23 protein-coding genes and 1 tRNA gene are annotated in these 23,623 nt (G+C 67.9%); 18 read left to right on the top strand and 6 right to left on the bottom strand.

Going from position 1 to position 23,623, the window contains the following annotated elements:
* Positions 1-88: 88 nt before the first annotated feature.
* Both otsB and MBTS_RS07235 read left to right on the top strand, forming a co-directional pair.
* The gene (gene otsB, locus MBTS_RS07240; RefSeq protein WP_192215317.1) at positions 89-835 is read left to right on the top strand and encodes a trehalose-phosphatase; all 747 of its coding nucleotides are present in this window, start codon (positions 89-91) and stop codon (positions 833-835) included.
* Between the two features lie 129 nt (positions 836-964).
* Positions 965-1,975 carry a glucokinase gene (locus tag MBTS_RS07235; RefSeq protein ID WP_192215316.1) on the top strand — a complete coding sequence of 337 codons (1,011 nt, stop codon included), beginning with the start codon at positions 965-967 and terminating at the stop codon, positions 1,973-1,975.
* Between the two features lie 9 nt (positions 1,976-1,984).
* On the opposite strand, the gene MBTS_RS07230 is transcribed toward MBTS_RS07235, so the two are convergent.
* Together MBTS_RS07230 and purD are read right to left on the bottom strand one after the other, a co-directional pair.
* Positions 1,985-2,155: a hypothetical protein gene (locus tag MBTS_RS07230; RefSeq protein WP_018043150.1), complete on the bottom strand. Its 171-nt coding sequence runs from the start codon at positions 2,153-2,155 to the stop codon at positions 1,985-1,987.
* 84 nt (positions 2,156-2,239) lie between these two features.
* The gene (purD, locus tag MBTS_RS07225) at positions 2,240-3,523 is read right to left on the bottom strand and encodes a phosphoribosylamine--glycine ligase (RefSeq protein WP_147829504.1); all 1,284 of its coding nucleotides are present in this window, start codon (positions 3,521-3,523) and stop codon (positions 2,240-2,242) included.
* 565 nt (positions 3,524-4,088) lie between these two features.
* Here purD and xseA point away from each other — a divergent pair.
* The 13 genes from xseA to MBTS_RS07155 all read left to right on the top strand — a co-directional run bounded on the left by xseA (position 4,089) and on the right by MBTS_RS07155 (position 17,739).
* Complete coding sequence (xseA, locus tag MBTS_RS07215) at positions 4,089-5,729, top strand: exodeoxyribonuclease VII large subunit (protein WP_192215315.1); 1,641 nt, start codon at positions 4,089-4,091, stop codon at positions 5,727-5,729.
* 171 nt (positions 5,730-5,900) lie between these two features.
* Positions 5,901-6,128, top strand: coding sequence for a DUF4170 domain-containing protein (locus tag MBTS_RS07210; protein ID WP_018043154.1), 228 nt, complete (start codon positions 5,901-5,903; stop codon positions 6,126-6,128).
* A gap of 126 nt (positions 6,129-6,254) precedes the next feature.
* Positions 6,255-7,199 (top strand): ribose-phosphate pyrophosphokinase, encoded by a 945-nt coding sequence (locus MBTS_RS07205; protein WP_018043155.1) that lies wholly within the window; start codon positions 6,255-6,257, stop codon positions 7,197-7,199.
* Positions 7,200-7,424: 225 nt separating this feature from the next.
* Complete coding sequence (locus MBTS_RS07200) at positions 7,425-8,135, top strand: DUF1013 domain-containing protein (protein ID WP_018043156.1); 711 nt, start codon at positions 7,425-7,427, stop codon at positions 8,133-8,135.
* A gap of 155 nt (positions 8,136-8,290) precedes the next feature.
* A complete protein-coding gene (locus tag MBTS_RS07195) occupies positions 8,291-8,869 on the top strand; it encodes a hypothetical protein (RefSeq protein WP_018043157.1) in 579 nt (192 codons plus the stop codon).
* A gap of 284 nt (positions 8,870-9,153) precedes the next feature.
* Positions 9,154-10,884 carry a 30S ribosomal protein S1 gene (gene rpsA, locus MBTS_RS07190; RefSeq protein ID WP_018043158.1) on the top strand — a complete coding sequence of 577 codons (1,731 nt, stop codon included), beginning with the start codon at positions 9,154-9,156 and terminating at the stop codon, positions 10,882-10,884.
* Between the two features lie 730 nt (positions 10,885-11,614).
* Positions 11,615-13,345 (top strand): malate dehydrogenase (quinone), encoded by a 1,731-nt coding sequence (gene mqo / locus MBTS_RS07185; protein ID WP_238253942.1) that lies wholly within the window; start codon positions 11,615-11,617, stop codon positions 13,343-13,345.
* Between the two features lie 380 nt (positions 13,346-13,725).
* Positions 13,726-14,706 carry a signal peptide peptidase SppA gene (gene sppA, locus MBTS_RS07180; RefSeq protein ID WP_192215314.1) on the top strand — a complete coding sequence of 327 codons (981 nt, stop codon included), beginning with the start codon at positions 13,726-13,728 and terminating at the stop codon, positions 14,704-14,706.
* A 78-nt stretch (positions 14,707-14,784) separates the two neighbouring features.
* Entirely contained in the window at positions 14,785-15,105 is a 321-nt protein-coding gene (gene ihfB / locus MBTS_RS07175) for an integration host factor subunit beta (protein ID WP_018043161.1), read from the top strand.
* Positions 15,106-15,145: 40 nt separating this feature from the next.
* Positions 15,146-15,517, top strand: coding sequence for a lipopolysaccharide assembly protein LapA domain-containing protein (locus MBTS_RS07170; protein ID WP_018043162.1), 372 nt, complete (start codon positions 15,146-15,148; stop codon positions 15,515-15,517).
* Positions 15,518-15,524: 7 nt separating this feature from the next.
* Complete coding sequence (locus MBTS_RS07165) at positions 15,525-16,169, top strand: phosphoribosylanthranilate isomerase (RefSeq protein WP_192215313.1); 645 nt, start codon at positions 15,525-15,527, stop codon at positions 16,167-16,169.
* A 135-nt stretch (positions 16,170-16,304) separates the two neighbouring features.
* Entirely contained in the window at positions 16,305-17,546 is a 1,242-nt protein-coding gene (gene trpB / locus MBTS_RS07160) for a tryptophan synthase subunit beta (RefSeq protein ID WP_056252988.1), read from the top strand.
* A gap of 116 nt (positions 17,547-17,662) precedes the next feature.
* Positions 17,663-17,739 (top strand) — tRNA-Met (locus tag MBTS_RS07155).
* A 79-nt stretch (positions 17,740-17,818) separates the two neighbouring features.
* Here MBTS_RS07155 and MBTS_RS07150 read toward each other — a convergent pair.
* The 3 genes from MBTS_RS07150 to MBTS_RS07140 form a co-directional block, all read right to left on the bottom strand.
* Positions 17,819-18,712 carry an NAD(+)/NADH kinase gene (locus MBTS_RS07150; protein WP_056149066.1) on the bottom strand — a complete coding sequence of 298 codons (894 nt, stop codon included), beginning with the start codon at positions 18,710-18,712 and terminating at the stop codon, positions 17,819-17,821.
* A gap of 105 nt (positions 18,713-18,817) precedes the next feature.
* Positions 18,818-19,801: an SPFH domain-containing protein gene (locus tag MBTS_RS07145; RefSeq protein ID WP_192215312.1), complete on the bottom strand. Its 984-nt coding sequence runs from the start codon at positions 19,799-19,801 to the stop codon at positions 18,818-18,820.
* A gap of 17 nt (positions 19,802-19,818) precedes the next feature.
* On the bottom strand, positions 19,819-20,544 hold the full coding sequence (locus MBTS_RS07140) for an NUDIX hydrolase (protein ID WP_192215311.1): 726 nt from the start codon (positions 20,542-20,544) through the stop codon (positions 19,819-19,821).
* A gap of 291 nt (positions 20,545-20,835) precedes the next feature.
* Here MBTS_RS07140 and MBTS_RS07135 point away from each other — a divergent pair, with 291 nt between their 5' ends.
* Genes MBTS_RS07135 through hpxZ form a run of 3 tightly spaced genes read left to right on the top strand, consistent with a single transcriptional unit; the run spans position 20,836 to position 22,834 of the window.
* The gene (locus tag MBTS_RS07135) at positions 20,836-21,042 is read left to right on the top strand and encodes a DUF4089 domain-containing protein (protein WP_192215310.1); all 207 of its coding nucleotides are present in this window, start codon (positions 20,836-20,838) and stop codon (positions 21,040-21,042) included.
* Positions 21,043-21,050: 8 nt separating this feature from the next.
* Entirely contained in the window at positions 21,051-22,445 is a 1,395-nt protein-coding gene (locus MBTS_RS07130; protein ID WP_192215309.1) for an AtzE family amidohydrolase, read from the top strand.
* A gap of 8 nt (positions 22,446-22,453) precedes the next feature.
* On the top strand, positions 22,454-22,834 hold the full coding sequence (hpxZ, locus tag MBTS_RS07125) for an oxalurate catabolism protein HpxZ (protein WP_192215329.1): 381 nt from the start codon (positions 22,454-22,456) through the stop codon (positions 22,832-22,834).
* A gap of 70 nt (positions 22,835-22,904) precedes the next feature.
* On the opposite strand, the gene MBTS_RS07120 is transcribed toward hpxZ, so the two are convergent.
* Positions 22,905-23,462, bottom strand: a complete 558-nt coding sequence (locus MBTS_RS07120; RefSeq protein ID WP_192215308.1) for a hypothetical protein — start codon at positions 23,460-23,462, stop codon at positions 22,905-22,907.
* Positions 23,463-23,623: the final 161 nt, after the last annotated feature.

Here is a 23,623-nt window from a genome sequence, read left to right as displayed (position 1 = left end):
ACGCGGACGATAGACATTCGGCCGCTCCGGTGGATCGGCCGTCTCGGTGAGCCGGCCATCCCGAACCAGATGCCCTGGGACACTGCCTGTGACGGATTTCGCCCTCTTTCTCGATTTCGACGGCACCCTGGTGGAGATCGCTCCGCGACCCGACCAGGTGGTGGTGCCCCAAGAGCTCGCGCCCGCGCTCCTGCGCTTGCGGGACCGGCTCGGCGGGGCGCTCGCCATCGTCACCGGCCGCCCCATCGCGGTGATCGACGACTTCCTCTCGCCCGCCAGGTTCGATGTCGCCGGACTTCACGGGGTCGAGCGGCGGGTCGACGGGGTGGTGTCGGGAGGCAGCGCCGAGGATCATCCCGCCCTGCGCGCCCGCATCGCGGGGTTGAAGGACGCCGTGCGCGACCTCGAATCCGTGCTGATCGAGGACAAGGGGGCCTCCGTCGCGGTGCATTGGCGCCTCGCCACGCCCACCGACGCCGCGAAGGCCGAGGAGGCCGTGAAGGCGGCCGCTTCCGATCTCGGCGCCGATTACCGGCTGCAGCTGGGCAAGGCGGTCGGCGAGATCGTCCCGGCCTCGGCTACCAAGGGCCATGCCATCCGCGCCCTGTCCGAGGCGCCGCCCTATGCCGGCCGCCGCGCGATGTTCCTGGGCGACGACCTCACCGACGAGAAGGCCTTCGCCGTGGTGAACGAGGAGGGCGGGGTCAGCGTCCGGATCGGCGGCAGCGACACCATCGCCACGCGGCGTCTCACCGATCCCGATGCCGTGCGCGCGCTGATCTATGCCTGGGCCGATGGCGCACCGATGGACCCCGACGCCCTGCCGCCCGCCTGAGGGCGCGAGCGGCGGCCGCGATCCCGCATCGGGACCGGTGCCGCAGACCTGACCGTGACGCCCCGCACCCGCATTGAGGGCGGGCGAGATATGAAACCCCGGATTCCAGCGCGAAGGACAACCGCACGCATGTTCGAGTTCCCGGTCCTCGTCGGCGATATCGGCGGCACCAATGCCCGCTTCGCACTCGTGCCGGAGGCGGGCGCCGGGGCGGAGATCGTCGGCCATGTCCCGACCAACGCCTTCCCCGACCCGAGCGCCGCGATCAGCTCCGTTCTCGAAAAGTATGACGGACCGGCCCCGCGCTCGACGATCCTGGCGGTCGCCGCCCGGATCGATGGCCCCGCCGTCCGTCTCACCAATGCGAACTGGATCATCGAAGGCGCGCGGATCGGCGGGGATTTCGGCCTCTCGCGGGCGGTGGTCGTCAACGATTACGTCCCCGTCGCCGCCGGCGCCGTGGATATCGCCCCCACCGACCTGACGCCGATCGGCCCTTATCGCGATGGCGGGCTGAAGGGCGACCAGGGGACGAGGCTCGTCCTCGGCCCCGGAACCGGGTTCGGCGCAGCGGCCGTGATCGCTTACGCGGATCATCTCGCCATCGTCTCCACGGAGGCCGGCCATGTGGATTTCGGCCCCGCCGATGCGGCCGAGGAGGAGATCTGGCGGCATGTGGAGCGTATCGAAGGGCGGGTGACGGTGGAGGCGCTGCTCTCGGGACCCGGCCTCGCGCGGCTCTACAAGGCGATCCATCTCGCGCGAACCGGGCGGGAGGCGGCGGATGCCGAGCCCGCCAAGGTGACCGATACGGGTATCGACGGCAGCGACCCGGTTGCGGCCGAAGCCGTCACCCTGTTCGCCAAGCTGCTCGGACGGGTCTGCGGCGACCTCGCCCTGACCTTCCTCGCCACGGGCGGCGTCTATATCGGCGGCGGCATCGCCCCGCGGATCCTGCCCATCCTGAAGAAGGGCGATTTCCGGCGGTCCTTCGAGCACAAGCCGCCTTTCGTCACGCAGATGGAGGCGATCCCCACCAGCGTGATCTCGGTTCAGGACCCGGCCTTTTCCGGTCTCGCCGCCCTGGCCAACCGGCCAGAGGTGTTCGTCTATCACGGGCAGGTCTGGACCAAGGACTGAACCGGGCGGCTACTCGTCCGAGTCGTTGTCGACGTTCTGCTCGGCCTCGTCGTAGGTGTAGCCTTCGAGCCAGTCGGCGCTGTTCTGCGATCCGGCGGGGTAGGGGTTGGACCCATCCGGCTGGCCCGCGATCTTGGCGGCCTTGCCCTCTTCCATCACGGTCTTCGAGACGTAGCCCATCGGTCGATTCCTCCGCGCCGGCGCAATACCGGCCGTCACCGAGCAAGATGAGCGGGCGCCCGCAATTTCAAGGGCGCGGCGTCGTCAGATGCCGTCCCCCGCCACTTCGCGGGCCACGGCCCGCCGACCGATGTCCCGGCGGCAGAAGCCCTCGGGCCAGTCGATCCGCGACACCGCCGCGTAGGCGCGGGCCTGGGCCTCCATCATGCTGTCGCCAATGGCCGTCACCGCCAGCACGCGGCCGCCATCGGCGACGATACGGCCATTCTCCGCCCGCGTGCCAGCCTGGAACACGATGACCGCGTTGCTGGCGCCGGCTTCGGCGATCCCCCGGATCGTCGAACCGCGCATCACCGCGCCGGGGTAACCGGCCGCCGCCATCACCACGGTCAGGGCCGCACGATGGGCGTCGAATTGCAGCGCGATGCCAGTGACGTCGCCCTCGCAGGCGGCGAGCAGGGCCGGCACCAGATCGGAGGCGAGACGGGGCATCAGCACCTGCGCCTCGGGATCGCCGAAGCGGGTGTTGTACTCGATGAGCTTCGGGCCATCGGCCGTCAGCATCAGGCCGGCATAGAGGATGCCGGTGAAGGGCGTCCCGCGCTCCCGCATCCCGGCGAGCGTCGGGGCGATGATCGTGTCCATCACCTCCCGTTCGAGGGCGGGCGTCAGGATGGTGGCCGGGGAATAGGCGCCCATGCCACCGGTATTCGGGCCGCGATCCCCGTCGAACACGCGCTTATGGTCCTGCGCCGTCCCGATCGGCACCGCGTTCGTGCCGTCGCAGAGGGCGAAGAAGCTCGCCTCCTCCCCGAACAGGCATTCCTCGATGACGATCTCGGCGCCCGGCTCGCCGAGCATGGAGCGGACCGCGCTCTCGGCCTGCTCCAGGGTCTCCGCCACCACGACGCCCTTGCCGGCGGCGAGCCCATCGGCCTTCACCACGATGGGTGCACCCGATTGCGCCAGGTAGGCGAGGGCGGCGTCCCGCTCGGTGAAGCGGGCGAAGGCGGCGGTCGGGATGCCGCGCTCGGCACAGAGATCCTTGGTGAAGCCCTTCGAGCCTTCGAGCTGCGCCGCCGCCCTGGTCGGCCCGAAGGCGCGGATGCCCGCCGCCTGGAGATCGTCCACGAGGCCCGCCACGAGGGGCGCCTCGGGCCCGACCACCACGAGGCCGATCTCGGCGGTCTCACAGAACCGCCTCACCGCCTCATGGTCGGTGAGCGCGAGATCGGGACGGTTCTCGCCGTATTCGGCCGTACCCGGATTGCCCGGGGCCGTGAACAGGCGGGAGCAGAGCGGGCTCTTGGCGATGGCGTAAGCCAGGGCATGTTCGCGTCCGCCGGAGCCGATGAGGAGGATGTTCATAAGTCACGCTTCGAAAGACGCAGAAGGCATGCCGGGATGCCGGAGCCGGCGCGAGTGGCCAGGTAGCGAACGGTCGGTCCGAAACATAGCATCCTCGAAGGCCCGCAGCGCAGGGCGGCGGGCCTTCCCGCACAGGGTTTCCCCCGAAAAGCGAGAGATGGACAGTCTTCCCGCGAGGCAGGCGCTCACGGAGGCCCTGGCGCGCCGTTCGCATCGATGCTCTAATTACCGCTTCCGACCTCACGCAATCGATGGCCGTCGCAGGAACGATACGGGCCGTCTGCGGGTTGAACACCGTCATGCCAGGATGTCGCCACTCCACTGCTCTCCCGATCGTCCCGCAAACCGGGTCGGGCCTGCGTTTGTCGCAGTTCCTCGTGAGTGGCCGTCCCTCGGTGAGACCTGTCAACGACAACCGTCCCCCGCACATCCCGGGCTTTTGGCCCTGGGCGCTCGCCATCGGCGTCGCCCCCGTCCTGTCGGGCATCCTCCTGCTGGCTCTGATGTTCTGACCGACCGCGCCGGGGTTTACCCGCGTGCCGACCCGGCCTAGCGTCCCCGCGCCATGGCCCTCGTTCCTCCCCCTGTTCCAAATCCTGCCGCCCCGACACCGGCCGTCTCCAACGCGCCGGAATGGTCGGTGGGGGACCTCGCCTCGGCCCTGAAGCGGACGCTGGAAGACGCGTTCGGCCATGTCCGGCTGCGCGGCGAGATCTCCGGCTATCGCGGCCAGCACGGTTCCGGACACGCGTATTTCTCGCTTAAAGACGGCACCGCCCGCATCGACGCTGTGGTGTGGAAGGGAACCTTCAACCGCCTGCGCCAGCGCCCCCAGGAGGGGCTGGAGGTCGTCGCCACCGGGCGCATCACGACTTTTGCCGGCAAGTCGTCCTACCAGATCGTCGTCGAGACCCTCGAACCGGCCGGGATCGGTGCCTGGATGGCCTTGCTGGAGGAGCGCAAGCGCGTCCTCTCGGCGGAAGGCCTGTTTGCCGCGGATCGCAAGCGCGCCATTCCCTATCTCCCGCGGGTCGTCGGAGTGGTGACCTCGCCCACCGGCGCCGTCATCCGGGACATCCTTCACCGGCTGGAAGACCGCTTCCCCCGGCCGGTCCTGGTCTGGCCCGTGCGCGTCCAGGGGGAGGGGGCGGCCGAAGAGATCGCCGCCGCCATCCGCGGCTTCAACGCGCTCCCGCCGGACGGCGCGATCCCACGGCCGGACGTGCTCATCGTCGCGCGGGGCGGCGGCTCGATCGAGGATCTATGGGCGTTCAACGAGGAGATCGTGGTCCGCGCCGCCTCGGAGAGCACCATCCCCCTGATCTCGGCGGTGGGCCACGAGACCGACACCACCCTCATCGATTTCGTCTCGGATCGCCGCGCACCGACGCCGACGGGCGCCGCCGAGATGGCCGTGCCGGTCCGCGCCGATCTCGTCGCCGAGATCCGCGACCTCGGCCACCGCCAGGGCGAAGCCGTCCGGCGCAAGCTCGACCGCGAAGGCTCCGACCTGCGCGCGCTCCTGCGTGCCATGCCGGGAGCGGATGCCTTCCTCGCGGGAAAACGCCAACGCCTCGACCTCGCCGAGGCCCGGCTCATGCCCGCGCTGGCCGGCAATGCGCGCGATCACCGGGCGCGGTTCGGCCGCCTGCTCGATCGGCTCGGGCGGCACCCGCCGGGATTGCGGCTGGCTCAGGCGCGCGGCCGCCTCGCCCTCGTCGCGGACCGCCCTCGTTCCGCCTTGCAGAACTATGCGACACGTAAAAGCGAGGCGCTAGGCTATCTCGGCCGGCGCCTCGTCGTCGCCCGCGAACAGACCCTCGTCCGTGCCCGCACGGAGACCGCCCGTCGCTTCGAGCGCCTGGGCGCCCTCGATACCCGGCTCGACCAGGCAATCCGCCGCCTGATCGAGCGGCGGAGCGACAGGCTCGGCAATTTCGCGGCACTCCTCGGCACGCTGAGCTACCGCGCCGTCCTCGCGCGCGGCTTCGCCCTGGTCCGCGACGAGGACGGAGCCCCGATCCGCGCCGCCGCCTCGGTGACGCCGGGCCAGCGGCTGGGCCTCGAATTCGCGGACGGCACGCGGTTCGCCCGGTCCGAGGCCGCAGACGATACGGCGCCCGGCGGGGAGGGGCCGCCGAAGCGCAAGCGGCAGCCGCGAAAGCCGGCGGAGGCCCCGCCTCAGCAATCCCTGTTCGAACTGTGAGTCCCGTGGCCGGCGCATGGCGGGGCCGTGACTCTTGGCCCGGCGGATGCTTGCCGACATGCGGCATCTCGCTTCGCGTCGCGAACACCGCTAAAGCGCGGCGCCGAATGTCGGCCCGCACCCTCGATCCCACCCCGTGCCAGCGGCCCCACGGCCTGCCAAGGAGAGACGATGACCACCACGATCGATAGCGGACAGAAGCTGCATCTCGTCTTCGGCGGCGAGCTCGAGAACCTCGAAGGCATCAACTTCCGCGATGTGAAGGGGCTCGACATCGTCGGAATCTTTCCAGACTATGCCTCCGCGCAGAGCGCCTGGAAATCCAAGGCGCAGGCCACCGTCGACAGCGCTCAGACGCGCTATTTCATCGTCCACCTCCATCGCCTGTTGGAGCCGTGATCTGTGCAGGGCAGCCCTCAATGATCGGTGAAGGCATTGTGACACCGGGTCGGGGGCTGTAAGGGGTGCCGCGCCGAGGGGCCGGTATCCGGCGCGGCGCAGGAATCGAGAGATGAAGACGGCGGCATGAAGTCCTCGATCAAGATCATCGCTGGAAATTCCAGCCGTCCGCTGGCGGAGGCGATCTCCGCCTATCTCGAGCTTCCCCTGGCCAAGTGCATGGTCCGCCGCTTCGCGGACATGGAGATCTTCGTCGAACTCCAGGAGAACGTCCGCGGCGAGGACGTCTTCATCGTGCAGTCGACCTCCTTCCCCGCCAACGATCACCTGATGGAACTGCTCATCATGATCGACGCGGCGCGGCGCTCTTCGGCGCGGCGCATTACGGCGGTGATCCCCTATTTCGGCTATGCCCGGCAGGACCGGCGCACCTCCGGCCGCACCCCGATCTCGGCCAAGCTCGTGGCCAACCTCATCACCGAGGCCGGCGCCGACCGGGTGATGACCCTCGATCTCCATGCGGGGCAGATCCAGGGCTTCTTCGACATTCCCACCGACAACCTCTTCGCCGCCCCGGTGATCGTGCGCGACATCAAGGAACGACTAGACCCGAAGGAATGGATGGTGGTCTCCCCCGATGTGGGCGGCGTGGTCCGCGCCCGCGCCATCGCCAAGCGCATCGACGCGACGTTGGCCATCGTCGACAAGCGCCGCGAGCGCCCGGGTGAATCGGAGGTCATGAACATCATCGGCGAGGTCGAGGGTCGGTCCTGCATCCTCGTCGACGACATCGTCGATTCCGGCGGCACCCTGGTGAACGCGGCCGAGGCCCTGCTCAACGCCGGCGCCAAGGACGTGTCGGCCTACATCACCCACGGCGTGCTTTCGGGCGGCGCGGTCTCCCGCATCGCCGCCTCGCGGATGAAGGAATTGGTGATCACCGATTCGATCCAGCCGACGCAGGCGGTCAAGCTCGCCCGCAATATCCGCGTTGCCACCATCGCTCCGCTCCTCGGCGAGGCCATCGGCCGGACCGCGACGGAATCGAGCGTCTCGAGCCTGTTCGTCTGACGGTCGACGCCGCACGGCTGCCAATCGACGGGGGAGAGCGGGCGTATCCGGCCGTCCATCGTCGACGACCGGACGTGAAGGCAATTGCGCGCCCTCCGGCAGCCGCCTATATACGCTGATCCCCTTTTGAGAGCGTGAGACGGGACTTCCGGATCGACTGATCCGGAGCCTGCGGACCGATGCCCGGCGCCGCCCGTTCCCCCGCTAACGTCGGAGCCACAGAGCATGTCCCAAGGTCCGCTGATGCCGAAGGCGACCGCCGTCTGGCTGGTCGAGAACACGTCCCTCGCCTTCGAGCAGATCGCCGATTTCTGCAAGCTGCACCCCCTCGAAGTGAAGGGCATCGCCGATGGCGAAGTCGCGGCGGGGATCAAGGGCCTCGACCCGATCACCACCGGGCAGCTCACCCGCGACGAGATCGAGAAGGCGCAGAAGGCGCCCAACTACAAGCTCAAGGTGGCCGTTTCGAAGGTGAAGCTGCCCGAGGTCAAGCGCACCACCAAGGGTCCGCGCTACACCCCGCTGTCGCGCCGTCAGGATCGGCCGAACGCCATCCTCTGGCTGCTGCGCAATCATCCCGAGCTCAAGGACGCGCAGGTCATCCGCCTCGTCGGCACCACCAAGTCGACGATCCAGCAGATCCGTGAGCGGACCCACTGGAATTCCGGCTCGCTGCAGCCGATGGACCCGGTGACCCTCGGCCTCTGCACGCAGATCGACCTCGATTTCGAAGTCCAGCGCGCCGCCAAGGACCGCCCGGCGGTCTTGCCGACCGATGCCGGCGCGACCCTGCTGCCCACCGAAGTCTCCACGGCCGGCAATTTCGAGGAAGCCGACGAGCATCACCGCAACGAGCGCGACGAGAAGCTCAACGCGGATTCGGTCTTCGCAAAGCTCAAGGGCATGCGCAGCACCGAGGACGAAGACGAGGAATAATCGTCGCGTCGAGCGTCCGCCAACCGACAGACATACTACCGGAGGCGCCGCTGTTGCGGCGCCTTTGTCGTGTTGGTGCGCTGCATGATCGCCAAGCATGAGAAAATGCGCAATATTGATCGCCCTCGATTGCCGGGGACACTTTTACGGGGCGAATGATGGCCTCTCACGAGACGGCGCACGACGTGGCGGAATACGAGCCGGGCGGCCACACGATCGGGTCCGACATCCTGGCCACGGGAACCGGCCCCGATACGGCGGCTCGCGACGCCGATCCGCGACTGGGAGCATCGGAACCGGTGACGCTGGCCGAATCACTGATGAATGAGGAAGGCTGGAGCCTGCTCAACTTCAGCGAGGCCGGGCCGAATCCGCCCTATCTGCGCATCGGAGGCAAGCTCCGGATGACGCTGACGGAATACGAGCCGTGTTTCTCGTCCCATATCCGCGACCGCATCCTGTTCCGATCCAAGGTCTCGATGGTTGAGCACCTCCGGAAATACGATCAGATGATGATCGATCCCCTGGCCTTCGAGGAATGTTTCGGCCCCGGCCAGGGTACCGACGCGACATTCCCCTTCGGCGCGTGGCTGACGATCCGCAAGGTCGGCTTTTCCGGTATCGAACTTTGGGACAAGGGCCGCGGCGACGTGGAGATGCCGATCGAGGCGCTCTCGGTCGCCTCCGCGATCTGGCTGCGCCACGCCGATACGCCGCGCTGGATGCTTACGTGAACGCATCCTCCCGCGCGGATCGCAAGCGTTCTGTTGCCGAAACGGACGCGATCGGTTATGGCAGCGCCGTCCTCCCTTCGGATTCGACTGTGCGCGGGCTTTTCGTCCCGCCATCGACCCGTTGGGGAATGGCCCTCGACCATTGTTCCAGATTGCGTCGGCCCTCCTGCGGGGGGTGAGCCTGTCGAGTCCTCCAGGGGGCGCGCGGGCGGCGATCGCCGAGGGTGCCCCGTCACACGAACCGCCGACGCCGGCCTCGATCATGAGGCCTGTCAGGAGACAGAATGACCGCTGGTAGCGCCCTGCAGCGTAACCCGAGCCGCGACGACTTCGCGGCTCTCCTCGAGGAGAGCTTCCTCGAGCACGAGATCACCGAAGGTTCCGTCGTCAAGGGTCGCGTCGTCGCGATCGAGAAGGACGTGGCCGTCATCGACATCGGCGCCAAGACGGAAGGCCGTGTCGCCCTCAAGGAATTCAACGGCCCCGGCCGCGAAGGCGAACTCGCCGTCGGCGACGAGGTCGAGGTCTATGTCGACCGCATCGAGAACGCGCTCGGCGAAGCCGTCATCTCGCGCGACAAGGCGCGCCGCGAGGAGAGCTGGGTCAAGCTCGAGAAGGCCTTCGAGGCCAACGAGCGCGTCACCGGCGCGATCTTCAACCAGGTCAAGGGCGGCTACACCGTCGATCTCGACGGCGCCGTGGCGTTCCTGCCGCGCTCGCAGGTGGACATCCGTCCCGTCCGCGACGTCACCCCGCTGCTGGGCACCCCGCAGCCGTTCCAGATCCTCAAGATGGATCGCCGCCGCGGCAACATCGTCGTGTCGCGCCGCACCGTCCTCGAAGAGAGCCGCGCCGAGCAGCGCTCCGAGCTCGTGGCCAACCTCGAAGAGGGTCAGGTCATCGACGGCGTCGTCAAGAACATCACCGAGTACGGCGCTTTCGTCGATCTCGGCGGCATCGACGGCCTGCTCCACGTCACCGACATGGCGTGGCGCCGCGTGAACCATCCGTCCGAGGTCGTGACCATCGGCCAGACGGTCAAGGTCAAGATCATCAAGATCAACCACGAGACCCACCGCATCTCGCTCGGCATCAAGCAGCTGCTCGCCGATCCGTGGGAGGGCATCGCCCAGCGCTACCCGGTCGACGCCAAGCTCAAGGGCCGTGTCACCAACATCACCGATTACGGCGCCTTTGTGGAGCTGGAGCCGGGCATCGAAGGCCTGATCCACGTCTCCGAGATGTCCTGGACGAAGAAGAACGTTCATCCGGGCAAGATCGTCTCCACCTCGCAGGAAGTGGAAGTGCAGATCCTCGAAGTCGATCCCGTCAAGCGCCGCATCTCGCTCGGCCTCAAGCAGACCCTCCAGAACCCCTGGGAGGCCTTCGCCGAGCAGCATCCGGTCGGCTCCGAGGTCGAGGGTGAGGTCAAGAACAAGACCGAGTTCGGTCTGTTCATCGGTCTCGACGGCGACGTCGACGGCATGGTCCACCTGTCGGATCTCGACTGGAACCGTCCCGGCGAGCAGGTCATCGAGGAGTTCAAGAAGGGCGACATGCTGCGCGCCCAGGTTCTCGACGTCGACGTCGAGAAGGAGCGCATCTCGCTCGGCGTGAAGCAGCTCGGCGGCGACCCCTTCACGGAGGCCGGTGAGTTCAAGAAGGGTCAGATCGTGACCTGCGAAGTGCTGGAAGTGAAGGATTCGGGCGTCGAGGTGAAGATCGTCGACACCGACCTCTCCACCTTCATCCGCCGGGCCGAGCTGGCTCGTGACCGTGGCGATCAGCGCCCCGAGCGCTTCGCCGCCGGCGAGAAGTTCGATGCCCGCGTGATCCAGTTCGATCGCAAGGCGCGTCGGGTCCAGCTCTCGATCAAGGCCCTGGAAATGGCCGAGGAGAAGGAGGCGATGGCCCAGTTCGGCTCCGCCGATTCCGGCGCCTCCCTCGGCGAGATCCTCGGTGCCGCCTTCAAGAAGGCCCGCACCAGCGACGACAAGGACGACGCGCAGGACTAAATCCGGCGCCGACATCAACGGTCGCCGACTCCCTGGAGTCGGTGATCGCATCCTGAACGCCCGCGTGGGATCGCCTCCCGCGCGGGCGTTTCTTTGTCTCGACACGCTCTCTCTAGAGCGGACTCGCCCTGACATGCCGGTTTCAAAACCCGGCATTTGAACGGATTGCGGCGAGCCACAGATTGTTGCCCTCCGGGCCATCGTCTAGGAGACGGGCACCGAGGGATCGGCTCGAACTGAAAACGCCACGGTTCGAGACATCGCCGGTACGGGACGGGATTCCGGAGCGGCAGCCCGGATGGGACATTCGGGCCGCACGACGATCAGCTGAAACAGCCCTGGCACTTCGCGGATGGCAGCCGCCGATGCCCTTCGCACCGGCTCGTCTCGTTCAGGGCCGAGTTGCCCATGCGGAATCCTCTCGGACATGGAAACATAGCCGAAGTCCCGAGGCGTCGTATCGACCTCTCATCTGTAAATGTTCCAGAGAGAAAGTCAGAACGTCCAATCGCACCACCGGACTGACAAATAATAGCTGGAAGACTACTGCCGACCCCTTTACCGACCGGGATCGGCGAGGCATCGATCCGGCAGACTGGTCAATCCAGCACACCGGGCAAGAATGCCCTCTGGGAAGAAGCGCTCCTCCGATCCTCTCGATCCGATGCCCTGGGCGGACAGCCGTCCGATGAGGGTCCTTCGGACGTGTTCCGCAGAACGAGGTATGGCGATGAGCGCCGACGACAACGATATGTGCCCGTCCAAGGGCGTTTCCTCCACGGCGCCTGCCCTGAACCGCAGGCAGATCCTCGGCACGGCCTTGACCGGGATGGCGGCCGTGGCCGTGCCCGGCACCCTGGTTCTCGCGGCCCCTCCGGCGAAGAAGGTCGATGTCCTTCTGATCGGCGGCGGCATCATGAGCGCCACGCTCGGTGTCTGGCTGCGCGAGCTCGAACCCAACTGGTCGATCCAGATGATCGAGCGGCTCGACGGCGTGGCGAAGGAGAGCTCCAACGGCTGGAACAATGCCGGCACGGGCCATTCCGCCCTCGCGGAGCTCAACTACACGCCCGAGAAGAAGGACGGCCAGATCGAGATCGCCAAGGCCGTCGAGATCAACGAGGCCTTCCAGGTCACGCGCCAGTTCCTGGCGTGGCAGGTTCGCAACGGCGTCCTCAAGAACCCCCGCTCGTTCATCAACTACACCCCTCACATGAGCTTCGTGTGGGGCGACGAGAACATCGCCTTTCTCAAGAAGCGCCATGCCGCGCTCAAGGCGAGCCCGCTCTTCGCCGGCATGGACTATTCGACCGATCCCGAGCAGATCCGGAAATGGGTCCCCCTCATGATGGAGGGCCGCGATCCCAAGCAGAAGATCGCAGCCACCTGGACCTCTCTGGGCACCGACGTGGAGTTCGGCGAGATCACCCGCCAGTTCGTCGGGCATCTGCAGAGCCAGCCGAACTTCGACCTGAAGGCCTCGTCCGAGGTCCGGACCATCGACAAGAATCCCGACGGCTCCTGGCGCGTGGTCTCCCGGAACCTCAAGGACGGATCCGAGCAGAGTTTCGACGCCAAGTTCGTGTTCATCGGCGCGGGCGGCGGATCCCTGCATCTCCTGCAGAAATCCGGCATCCCCGAAGGCGAGGACTACGCCGGCTTTCCCGTCGGCGGCTCGTTCCTCGTCAACGAGAATCCCGATGTGACGACGCAGCATCTGGCGAAGGCCTACGGCAAGGCCTCGGTCGGCTCGCCGCCGATGTCCGTTCCGCATCTGGACACGCGCGTCCTCGACGGCAAGCGCGTCCTGCTGTTCGGTCCCTTCGCGACCTTCTCCACCAAGTTCCTGAAGGAGGGCTCCTATTTCGACCTCCTGTCCTCGACGACCACCAGCAACGTCTGGCCGATGGTTCGCGTGGGTGTGGATGAATATCCCCTGGTGGAATATCTGGCCGGTCAGCTGATGCTCTCGGACGATGACCGCATCGCCGCCCTGCGTGAGTATTTCCCCAAGGCGAAGAAGGAGGACTGGCGCCTGTGGCAGGCGGGCCAGCGCGTGCAGATCATCAAGCGCGACAAGGACAAGGGCGGCGTTCTGAAGCTCGGCACGGAGATCGTCAGCGCGAAGGACGGCAGCATCGCGGCGCTGCTCGGCGCCTCGCCGGGCGCGTCCACCGCGGCTCCGATCATGCTGAAGGTGCTGGAGAAGGTCTTCGCTTCCAAGGTGTCGTCCCCTGAATGGCAGGCGAAGCTCCGGCAGATCGTCCCCAGCTACGGATTGAAGCTGAACGACGATCCGGAGCGGGTCGCGCAGGCCTGGGCCTATACGAGCGAGCAATTGCAGCTGCCGGCTCCCCCGCAGATCGACCTGGAGGCACTGAAGCAGACACAGGTCAGCAACACCGTCCTCAACAGCAACCGCACCACCACGACGAAGCCGGTCCACGACCTCGCTCCCTGAGCGAGTGAATTTGGCCGCCAAAAGCCTCCGATGTCACCGGTTCGACATCGGAGGATTCTGTTTCGGCCGAGCGACCGAACCACCCGCCGAGCCCCCATCCCCACGGCTTCGCGCCCAAGCTTCGCTTCCCGTCGACGAGTCCTCTTGCCGGTCCACCGGAGGGGGCGCTAGAACACGGCCCTGCTTTCGCGTACCCCGGACTCCATCGGTCGTCCGGCGGAAGGACGCGAGAGCTGCCAACGGCTTGGTGCAATCCGGCGGCGGGTGTGGAACACATCTCGAGGGGACGTTTGGAGGCACCTTTACCGGTACATCCTTACGTGTCGTGAGCGAACAGCCGGCCGCAGCGGTCGGACGAGTCAAGGGAGCGGGACGATCGCATGGCCGCAGACGCCGAACTTCTGATCGATCGCCGGCGCCTGCGCCGCAAGCTCTCCCTGTGGCGCGTCGTGGGGATCGGCGGGCTGATCGTCGCCGTCGGGACATTGGGCTACCGGGTCCGGGGCAATGACGGCTTCGGTTTCCCGGCCGTGAAACCGCAGATCGCCCGCATCTCCATCGGCGGCTTCATCGCCGGCAGCGAATCGACGACGAAACTCATCGAGCGGGTCCGCGACGCCGGCGCGGTGCAGGGCGTGATCGTGTCGATCTCGTCGCCTGGCGGCACCACCACCGGCTCAGAGGAACTCTACCGCAACCTGCGCGCGCTGGCCGAGAAGAAGCCCATGGTGGCCTTCGTCGACGGCACGGCGGCGTCGGGCGCCTATATCGCCGCCATCGCGGCCGATCATATCGTCGCGCGGGAAACCGCCCTCGTCGGGTCCATCGGCGTGCTGTTCCAGTATCCCGACCTGTCCGGCCTCCTCGACAAGGTCGGGGTCAAGGTCGAGTCGGTGAAGTCGTCGCCGCTGAAGGCAGAGCCGTCGGGCTTCACCCCGACCTCGCCCGAGGCCCGCGCCGCCCTGGCCTCCGTGGTCGGCGATACCTACGCCTGGTTCAAGAGCCTCGTCTCCGAGCGGCGCAAGCTCTCCGAGAAGGAACTCGCGACCGTCTCGGACGGGCGCGTGTTCAGCGGCCGCCAGAGCGTTCCGCTGAAGCTGGTCGACGGTGTCGGCGGGGAGCGTCAGGCGATCGCCTGGCTCGAGACCGAGCGCAACGTCGCCAAGGGTCTGCCCGTGCGCGACTGGAAGCCGAAATCCGAGAGCGATTTCAAGCTCTGGTCGGCTCTCGGCATGGGGGCCGACTTGATGGGGCTGGGCGGCCTCGCCACGCGCCTGCGTCAGGCCGGCGACGAGACGGCAGGTCTCGCGCAAGGGGGCATGCTCGCCCTCTGGCGTCCGGGTTCCGCCGATGCGCCTTGAGGGCGACGCCGAATCACGCCTGCCCGGATCACGTCCGCAGGGGTGCCGGAACCGCATGAAGTCAGGGAAGACCGCCGCATGATCAAGTCGGAGCTCGTGCTCAGGATCGCAGAGCAGAACCCGCATCTCTACCAGCGCGACGTGGAAACCCTGGTGAAGGCGATCCTCGACACGATCGCCGAGGCGTTGGCGCGCGGCGACCGTGTCGAACTGCGCGGCTTCGGCGCCTTCTCGGTCAAGCGCCGCGATGCGCGACGGGGGCGCAACCCGCGCACCGGTGAGCCCGTTGCCGTCTCCGAGAAGGCCATCCCCGTGTTCAAGACGGGCAAGGAGATGCGCCAGCGACTCAATGAGGCCGGGATCGGCGCCGAGGAGCCCTCCGAAAGCGAGGAATCCTGAACGCCATGCACAGCCTCGTCCCATCGACCGGAGTGTCTCGATGATCCGCTTCCTCAAGGGTTTGATCCTGCTTCCCGTGGCGATCGTGGTCGTCGCCCTGGCCGTCGCCAATCGGGAGGTCGTCCGCCTGTCCTTCGATCCGTTCACGACGGACACGCCGGCCTTCAGCCTGCCGCTGCCGCTCTACGTCCTCATCTTCGCCTCCGTCGCCATCGGCATCCTCTGCGGCGGCATCGGCACGTGGCTGGGTCAGTCGAGCACACGGCGGACGAGCGCGGCCCGCCGCCGCGAGATCCGGCGCCTGGAGGGCGAGACCGAGCGTCTGAAGTCGCGTGTCGCGGCGAGCGAGCCCGCTCCGGCCGAGCGTTATCCCGGCCTCGACAGCCGCGTCGCGCTCCCCGCGCCGCGTTAGAGCCGTCATGCCGTCGATCCGGGTCAAGATCTGCGGGCTGAGCACGCCCGACACTCTCGACGCGGCGCTCTCGGCCGGGGCCGACCTCGTCGGCTTCGTGCATTTCCCCAAGAGCCCGCGCCATGTCCCACTGGAGACGGCGCGTTTGCTGTCGGACCGGGCGAAGGGCAGGGCGGAGCGGGTCGTCCTCCTCGTGGACCCCGACGATGCCCTGATCGATGCGGCCGTTGGCACCGTCGATCCGGACTGGATCCAGCTCCACGGACACGAGACGCCCGAGCGGGTCGCGGCGATCCGCGACCGCAGCGGTCGCCCCGTGATGAAGGCGCTCGGCGTCTCGACGCCCTCGGACCTCGCCGCCATCGCCGGGTACGAGGCAGCCGATCGCATCCTCCTCGACGCCAAGCCGCCGCCGGATGCGGCACTTCCCGGCGGCAACGGCCTCGCCTTCGATTGGGATCTTCTCGCAGGAAAAACCCTGCCGGCGGGGACGATGCTCTCGGGCGGTCTCACCCCTGAGAACCTCGCCGAAGCCCTCGCCCGCACGGGCCTGCGCGCCGTCGACGTCTCCTCGGGCGTCGAGACGCGGCCGGGAGAGAAGAGCCCGGAACGCATCGCCGCCTTCATCGCGGCGGTTCGCGCCTACGAATAGGGTCCGATTTCACAAATCGACGCGTTCGCCGCATTGTAGACGCCCCCCACGCGGGTCTAGGCATTGGCGCAACCCAATACCGAACGCACAGGCCCGGCGGAGACTCGCCGGCCGAAGACGCGAAGGACGACAACCGTGACCATCGCCCCCTCTCCGAACTCGTTCCGCAACGGACCGGACGAGCGCGGCCGCTTCGGCATCTTCGGCGGTCGCTTCGTCGCCGAGACGCTGATGCCGCTCATCCTCGATCTTGAGAAGGCCTATACGGAGGCCAAGGCCGATCCGTCCTATCAGGAGGAGATGAACGGCCACCTGACCCATTACGTCGGCCGCCCGAGCCCGCTCTACTACGCCGAGCGAATCACCGAGCACTTACGGACGAAGTCGGCTCCGGGCCATGGCGCCAAGGTCTTCTTCAAGCGCGAGGAACTGAACCACACCGGCTCGCACAAGGTGAACAACGTGCTGGGCCAGATCATGCTGGCCCGCCGCATGGGCAAGCCGCGGATCATCGCCGAGACCGGCGCCGGTCAGCACGGGGTCGCCACCGCCACCCTCTGCGCCCGATTCGGCCTGAAATGCGTCGTCTACATGGGCGCCGTCGACGTGGCGCGCCAAGCGCCCAACGTCTTCCGCATGAAGATGCTCGGCGCCGAGGTGATCCCGGTGGAATCCGGCACCAAGACCCTCAAGGACGCCATGAACGAGGCGCTGCGCGACTGGGTCACCAACGTCGCCGACACGTTCTACTGCATCGGCACGGTGGCCGGACCGCACCCGTATCCGGCCATGGTGCGCGATTTCCAATCGATCATCGGTCGCGAGACCAGGGAGCAGATGCTGGAGATGGAAGGGCGCCTGCCCGACTCGCTCATCGCCTGCATCGGCGGCGGCTCCAACGCCATGGGCCTGTTCCACCCGTTCCTCGACGACCGCGAGGTGGAGATCTACGGGGTCGAGGCCGCCGGCCATGGCATTGCCTCGGGCCTGCACGCCGCCTCCCTGTCCGGCGGAAAGCCGGGCGTGCTCCACGGCAACCGGACCTACCTGCTGCAGAACGAGGACGGCCAGATCGCCGACGCCCACTCGATCTCGGCCGGCCTCGACTATCCCGGCATCGGCCCCGAACACGCCTGGCTGCACGAGGCCAAGCGCGTCACCTACCTCTCGGCGACGGATTCCGAGACGCTGGAGGCGTTCAAGCTGTGCTCGATGCTGGAGGGGATCATCCCGGCCCTCGAGCCGGCCCACGCCCTCGCCAAGGTGTTCGAGATCGCGCCGACGAAGCCCGCCGAGCATCTGATGGTGCTCAATCTCTCGGGCCGTGGCGACAAGGACATCCCGCAGGTGGCCGAGATCCTGGGCACCCGCCTCTGACAAAACCGCGCCGGGGAGTGGCCAAGTCGCAAACTCCCCGTTGACACCCGAAGGCGGATTTCTTTATACCGCCGATCTCTTCAGGGGCGCCCGCACCGCGCGGGTTCCTTTGTTATGGCGGGGTAGCTCAGTTGGTTAGAGCAGAGGAATCATAATCCTTGTGTCGGGAGTTCAAATCTCTCCCTCGCTACCAAGAATTCGACCCGCTAAGTCCATGACTTGGCGGGTTTTTCTTTGCGCGCTCTCGATCCCTCGACACATCCCGGCGACACTTAGCCAATGGCGAGATTGAGCGTGCGATCCGCCGGCGAGAGCCTGACCTGGCGGCCCCATTCGAAGGCCAGGAAATCCTGCTCGATGCCGTCGGCGAAGACGACGCCGCCATCGTTCATGCGCGAGGTCACGAGAAGCCCGGCATCGGTCAGCTTGCCCGCGCGCAGCCGCGTGCCGCTGGCGACGCTCGGGAATGGCTCGCGCACCCAGTAGCCCACCGCCGCCTCCTCCGTGCCGAGGGGGAGGGCGAGATGCGTCGCCTCGGCGATGGACCGCGCCCAGCCGGTCACCCCCGTACCGGACGCGACGATGAGCCCGCTGGAGGATTGATCCTCGGCCTCGCCCGCCGCTTCGACCCGGTAGCGCGCGGATTGGTGGCTGCGGTGCCCGACGAAGATCTCGTTCAGTGCGAACAGCGTCTCGCCATGGTCGAGCACGGCCTTGACCATGGTGCGCCGCTCCACCTGCGCCGCGCCGTTGACGCTCGCGGTGAGCACCTGCCCGAGCCGCTCGACAGCGACCCGGACGAGGATCCCGTCATAGAGGTCGGGCGCCGGGTTGACGCCGATGACCGGCTGCGCGCCGAGATACTTCGCGACATTGGCGACGAGCCCGTCCTGGCCCACGGCGACGACGACGTCGTCCGCGGCGAACAGGAAGCGGTCGAGGTCAGCGCGCCGCACCAGGGCCTGGCGCCACTCCCCCGGCACCGAGGCCCGTGCCCGGGAGAGCACGGCGTGGAACCGTTCGTGCCGCTCGACCACATCCTCGAGTTTCTGCCCGCGGCTCTCGAGGAAGAAGCGCGCCTGCCCGCTCGTGGCGTGCCGGGCGATCAGGGCCTCGTAATCGGTCTCGCGGATGACGAAGACGGCGCGGTGGGTGAGGGCGGCCATGCTGAGCAGGTTTCACAAAAGTGGTCACCGGTTTTGTGTCTTAAAACCTGCGACATTTCAAAGATCTAAGCGAGGTGAAGCGTTGGCTTGCCGACGCGAACCTGCTTAGCGCGCCCCCACCATCGGACGGGCCTTGTGGAACTCGCCCATCACGGCGGCGAGGAGATCGGGCGTCACGCTGACATGCTCGATCGTGTCGAGCTTGCCCGCCAGTTCCTGCGCGGCGAGGCCGAGCAGGATCGCGGGCGGCAGGTCGCGGTAGATCGCGACGCGCTGCGCCTCTGCCAGGACCTTGGCTCCCTCGACGAGGCGGATGCGCTCGGCTTCCGCCGTCGCCTCGACGCCCTGCGCCTCGGCGAGGCCGGCCGCCCGGTTTCGCGCGTTCTCCGCCTCCTCGGCAATGAGGAGTTTCTCCCGGCGCGCCAGTTCCGTGCGCGTGGCGAGCTCGTTCTCTGCGATGGCACGCTCCTTCTCCACGGCGAGGGCGCGGCGGGAGAAAGTCGCCTCGTCGGCCTTCTGCTGCAGCGCCTCGAAGGTCGGGGTCTGCAAGGCGCGTTCGAGTTCGCTCGTGGGTGCGAGGTTGGTGAGTCGCACCGACACGGCGGCGACGCCGATCTCGGCCAGGGACTGGTCCGCCGCCAAGACGGCCTCCAGCCCCCCGCGCAGGGGTTCGGGGCCGGCATCGAGGATGGTGCGCACCGGCTTGCCGCCGAGATATTGCAGCACGGCCTGACTGGCGATGCCGGCCATGCGCGCCTCGATCTTCTCGATCGGCTCGCCCTGGAGCTTACCGGTGCGAAGATCGATGGAGAAATCGATACGGCTGGCCAGTCGTTCCGGATCGACCACGTGCCAGCCGATCGTCCCCTGCACGGCGACGGCCTGGAAATCCTGGCTGCGGCCACGGACGAACAGCGTCATCTCGCGGTCGTCCATCGGCATCTCGGCGATGCTCGATGTCTCCGGGCGGAACCAGAAGACGAGGCCCCGGCCGCTCTGGCGGATGCGGCCCCGGCGATAGCGGATGACGTGGCTGCTCGCCTCGCTCCGCAATTGCGCGACCAGACCGATGTTGCGGATCGATGCCATGGAAACCTCCTGTCGGGTCAGCGGGACGGTTGAAATCGGTAGAGTTCGGCGGGGCGGAACGACGTTCCGGCCTCGCGCGATCCGGTCGGCGCCAGCCAGCCCCGGTCGAGCATCCGGCGTCGGAAGGCCGGCTTGTTGAGCGTGGTGCCGAGAACCGCCTCGTGCACGTCCTGCAGCTGTCGCAGGGTGAAATGCTCGGGCAGGAGGGCAAAGCCCACATCCGAATAATCGAGCTTTCCGCGCAGGCGCAGCATGGCCATCGCCAGGATGTCGGCATGGTCGAAGGCGAGGGGCAGAACCTCACCCTTGGGCGACAGTGCCACCACGTCTCCGCCCGCCTCGCCCGACCAGGGCACCTCGATCCCGGCCGCCACGAGGGAGGGTGCGCGCTCCAAAGCCTCGGCGAGGGCCGCCTCCGGCAGGAGGGCGAGATAGGCCACGCTGACGATCCGCATGCGCGGATCGCGGGCGAGCGCGCCGAACGTGTAGAGCTGCTCCAGATGCACCCCGGTTATCCCCGCCTTCTCATGCAGGACATGGAGAGCGGCCGCATCGAGGGTCTGGTCGATCCCCACGAAACCGCCGGGCAGCGCCCAGCGACCGGCATGCGGATGCTGTTCGCGTTTCAGCAGCAGCGCCGCCGGGCGGCCCTCGCGCAGGCCCAGCAGGACGAGATCGACGGCGAGGGCAGGGCGCTCGTAGGCGGTGGGATCGTACTCGGCCAGGAATTCGGTTTCGATCACGGGGCGAGCCTTATATGCGTTCTGCATCTTAGTTAGATGCGTTTTGCACATAAGACAAGGGCAGAGTTCGACGTCATCCGGAACGATGGTGAGGATCGGATGCCGTCGGGTCCGACTGACCCGTTTCGCCCGCTCTCACGATCTCAGGACGGCGGATGGGGAAAGACGCTCAACCTCCTAAAGACGGCCATGACGCACAGGGTGCTTCCGTGAGATCGTCACATAGTCCGGCCCGACCCTTGCTCCCCGGGATGCGACGGTTCCGCCGGATCGGGGTTTGAGGAGGAAGCCATGGCCGAGATGCCGAAGACCGAGCCCGCATCGGGTGGGCTCGATGCCTATATCGACGCCGCCTCCGCCCTCCTCGGCATTCCCCTCGATCCCGCTTGGGTCGCGGCGGTGGGCGCGAACCTCACCGTGCTTCAGGGCGCCGCCGGCCTCGTCGCGGGGTTTCCCCTGCCAGACGAGGCGGAGCCGGCTCCGGTCTTCGCGGCGTGAGCGGGGGCATGACCGATCCGAGCACGATGCACGCGGCCGACATCGCCGGGTCCGTCAGGGATGGGGCGATCAGCGCCCGCCTGGTGGTCGAGGCCGTGCTGGCGCGCATCGCGCGGGTGGACACGGCGGTCAATGCCTTCACCGACGTGCTGCCCGAACGCGCTCTGACGAGAGCCGATGCCGTCGATGCGGCGCGAGCCCGTGGGGAGGCGTTGGGGCCGCTGGCGGGCGTGCCCTTCGCGGTGAAGAACCTCATCGACATCGCGGGCCTGCCGACGCGGGCGGGCTCGAAGATCAACCGCGATCTCGCCCCCGCCCGACGGGACGGCGCCCTGGTGCGACGGCTCGAAGCCGCCGGGGCCATCCTCGTGGGCGGCCTCAACATGGGCGAGTATGCCTATGATTTTACCGGGGAGAACGTCCATGACGGCGCGACCCGCAATCCGCACGACCTCGGGCGCATGTCGGGCGGCTCGTCCGGGGGCTCGGGGGGCGCCATCGGCGCGGGCCTCGTCCCCCTGGCCCTCGGCTCGGACACCAACGGCTCGATCCGCGTCCCGTCCGCCTTCTGCGGCTGCTTCGGCCTCAAGCCCACCTATGGAAGGCTGACGCGGGCGGGGAGCTTCCCCTTCGTCGGCAGCCTCGATCATCTCGGGCCCATGGCGCGCAGCGTCACCGACCTCGCCTTGTCCTACGATGCCATGCAGGGCCCCGATCCGGACGACCCGGTGGCGACCACCCGTGCCCCCGATCCCGCGATGCCGAGCCTCGATGACGGCATCGGCGACCTGCGGATCGCCATGGCGGGCGGATACTTCGCGCGTGGCGGTGACAACGAGGCCTTCATGGCGGTGGAAACCCTCGCCGCATCGCTCGGCTGCGGGCGGCGAGTGGAGATCCCCGAAGCCGCGCGGGCTCGGGCCGCCGCCTACCTCATCACCGCCGCCGAGGGCGCCGCCCTCCATCTCGACCGCTTGCGCACGCGTGCCGCCGATTTCGACCCGGCCGTGCGTGACCGGCTGATCGCGGGGGCGATGATCCCGGCCCCCTTCGTCGAGCGCGCGCAGCGTTTCCGCCGCTGGTACCGGGCGGCGATGCTCGACCTGTTCCGCGAGGTCGACATCATCCTGGCCCCCTCGACCCCGTGCCGGGCTCCGAAATCGGGGCAGGTCACCTTCGAGCTCGACGGGGTGACCCTGCCGGTGCGGGCGAATATCGGCGTCTTCACCCAGCCGATCTCGTTCATCGGCCTGCCCGTGGTGGCGGTGCCCGTGCGGGTCGATGACGGCCTGCCCCTCGGTGTCCAGGTCATCGCCGCTCCGTGGCGCGAGGATCTGGCGCTGCGGGTCGCGCGCCACCTAGAGAGGAACGGCGTCGTCTCCGCGCCGCATGCGATCCTGTGAGCGAGCCGATGGAGATCGATGCGCCAGACGTGATCGCCGAGGTCGAGGCCGCCTTCGCGGCCTATGAGGCGGCGCTCACCGGCAACGACGTGGCGACGCTGGAAGCCCTGTTCCACGACGATCCCCGCACCATCCGCTACGGCGGGGCTGAGAACCTCTACGGCATGGACGCGATCCGTGCCTTCCGCCGCGCCCGCTCACCGGCCGGGCTGGGGCGGACCCTGTCCGATACGGTGATCACGGCCTATGGGCGGGATACGGCCGTGGCGATGACCCTCTTCCACCGCGACGGATCGCCCGGCAAGGTCGGCCGGCAGAGCCAGACCTGGATCCGCTTCCCCGACGGCTGGAAGGTCGTGGCCGCGCATGTGAGCGTCATCGACGGTTGAGGCACGCCATTCCCCCGCCCCCGCGCGGGAGACGTGCACCTTCAGGGCGCGGGAGATCCGTGGCGTCCGCTCACGTCTCCTGAGGCGTCGTCTCGGTGACGACGCGGCGCAGGCGTCCCTTGCGCTTCTCGTACTGGAACATCGAGGTCAGGGTCGGATCGCTCGGATTCGGTGTCGAGACGATCGGCTCCGGTGCCGGTGCCGGTTGGACCGCCGGGGCGGGGGCCACCCGCTCGAGCGCGAGGCGGACCACCTCGCGGTCGCGCCGGATCAGAGCCGCCACGGCGCCGTCGGCGGCCATCGTCGCGCTGGCGCCGTCGCTGAACGTGATCGGCAGGGTCGCGGCGGTATTGGCCGAGGATTCGAGCACGTCGAGCCCGAGTCCCACGAAGGACGCAGCAAAGCCGAAGGGCGACGGTAAGGCCTTTGTCGAGGTGGCCAGCGCACCCTGGAGACCGCGCACGATGTCACCGCTCCAATGCGCCTCCGGCGTCGACTCGGGCGCGAGCCCGAGATCGGTGAGATCCTCCACGCCGCGGGCCTCGCCGTTGGGAAAACGGAACACGCCGTTCTCGTAGGTGGCCACGCCCTCGCCGAAGGTGCCTGCCGTGATCCGAATGTCCGTCATCGTGCCGTCCAGGCGGACGTCGCCCGCCGCCGTTCCCCAGAACAACGCAGCCTTGTGTCCGAAACAGGGCGCCGTCTCAGGCGATCGCTGACGGCGCCGTGCCGTAGGCCTCCGCCATCTGGGGGATTGCCCAGAGCTGTGCGTGAGGTCGTGACCATACA

The organism is Methylobacterium bullatum, from assembly GCF_014845095.1.
In the GTDB taxonomy this organism is placed as follows: domain Bacteria; phylum Pseudomonadota; class Alphaproteobacteria; order Rhizobiales; family Beijerinckiaceae; genus Methylobacterium; species Methylobacterium bullatum.
Note: the sequence above shows the minus strand (reverse complement) of the source record. Positions and strands in the feature narration are given on the sequence as shown.

Excerpts from the sequence above, each read along its gene's own strand:
- MBTS_RS07235 (WP_192215316.1), top strand. The coding sequence starts at position 965 with ATGTTCGAGTTCCCGGTCCTCGTCGGCGATATCGGCGGCACCAATGCC.
- MBTS_RS07230 (WP_018043150.1), bottom strand. The coding sequence starts at position 2,155 with ATGGGCTACGTCTCGAAGACCGTGATGGAAGAGGGCAAGGCCGCCAAG.
- purD (WP_147829504.1), bottom strand. The coding sequence starts at position 3,523 with ATGAACATCCTCCTCATCGGCTCCGGCGGACGCGAACATGCCCTGGCT.
- xseA (WP_192215315.1), top strand. The coding sequence starts at position 4,089 with ATGGCCCTCGTTCCTCCCCCTGTTCCAAATCCTGCCGCCCCGACACCG.
- MBTS_RS07210 (WP_018043154.1), top strand. The coding sequence starts at position 5,901 with ATGACCACCACGATCGATAGCGGACAGAAGCTGCATCTCGTCTTCGGC.
- MBTS_RS07205 (WP_018043155.1), top strand. The coding sequence starts at position 6,255 with ATGAAGTCCTCGATCAAGATCATCGCTGGAAATTCCAGCCGTCCGCTG.
- MBTS_RS07200 (WP_018043156.1), top strand. The coding sequence starts at position 7,425 with ATGTCCCAAGGTCCGCTGATGCCGAAGGCGACCGCCGTCTGGCTGGTC.
- MBTS_RS07195 (WP_018043157.1), top strand. The coding sequence starts at position 8,291 with ATGATGGCCTCTCACGAGACGGCGCACGACGTGGCGGAATACGAGCCG.
- rpsA (WP_018043158.1), top strand. The coding sequence starts at position 9,154 with ATGACCGCTGGTAGCGCCCTGCAGCGTAACCCGAGCCGCGACGACTTC.
- mqo (WP_238253942.1), top strand. The coding sequence starts at position 11,615 with ATGAGCGCCGACGACAACGATATGTGCCCGTCCAAGGGCGTTTCCTCC.
- sppA (WP_192215314.1), top strand. The coding sequence starts at position 13,726 with ATGGCCGCAGACGCCGAACTTCTGATCGATCGCCGGCGCCTGCGCCGC.
- ihfB (WP_018043161.1), top strand. The coding sequence starts at position 14,785 with ATGATCAAGTCGGAGCTCGTGCTCAGGATCGCAGAGCAGAACCCGCAT.
- MBTS_RS07170 (WP_018043162.1), top strand. The coding sequence starts at position 15,146 with ATGATCCGCTTCCTCAAGGGTTTGATCCTGCTTCCCGTGGCGATCGTG.
- MBTS_RS07165 (WP_192215313.1), top strand. The coding sequence starts at position 15,525 with ATGCCGTCGATCCGGGTCAAGATCTGCGGGCTGAGCACGCCCGACACT.
- MBTS_RS07150 (WP_056149066.1), bottom strand. The coding sequence starts at position 18,712 with ATGGCCGCCCTCACCCACCGCGCCGTCTTCGTCATCCGCGAGACCGAT.
- MBTS_RS07145 (WP_192215312.1), bottom strand. The coding sequence starts at position 19,801 with ATGGCATCGATCCGCAACATCGGTCTGGTCGCGCAATTGCGGAGCGAG.
- MBTS_RS07135 (WP_192215310.1), top strand. The coding sequence starts at position 20,836 with ATGGCCGAGATGCCGAAGACCGAGCCCGCATCGGGTGGGCTCGATGCC.
- MBTS_RS07130 (WP_192215309.1), top strand. The coding sequence starts at position 21,051 with ATGACCGATCCGAGCACGATGCACGCGGCCGACATCGCCGGGTCCGTC.
- hpxZ (WP_192215329.1), top strand. The coding sequence starts at position 22,454 with ATGGAGATCGATGCGCCAGACGTGATCGCCGAGGTCGAGGCCGCCTTC.
- MBTS_RS07120 (WP_192215308.1), bottom strand. The coding sequence starts at position 23,462 with ATGACGGACATTCGGATCACGGCAGGCACCTTCGGCGAGGGCGTGGCC.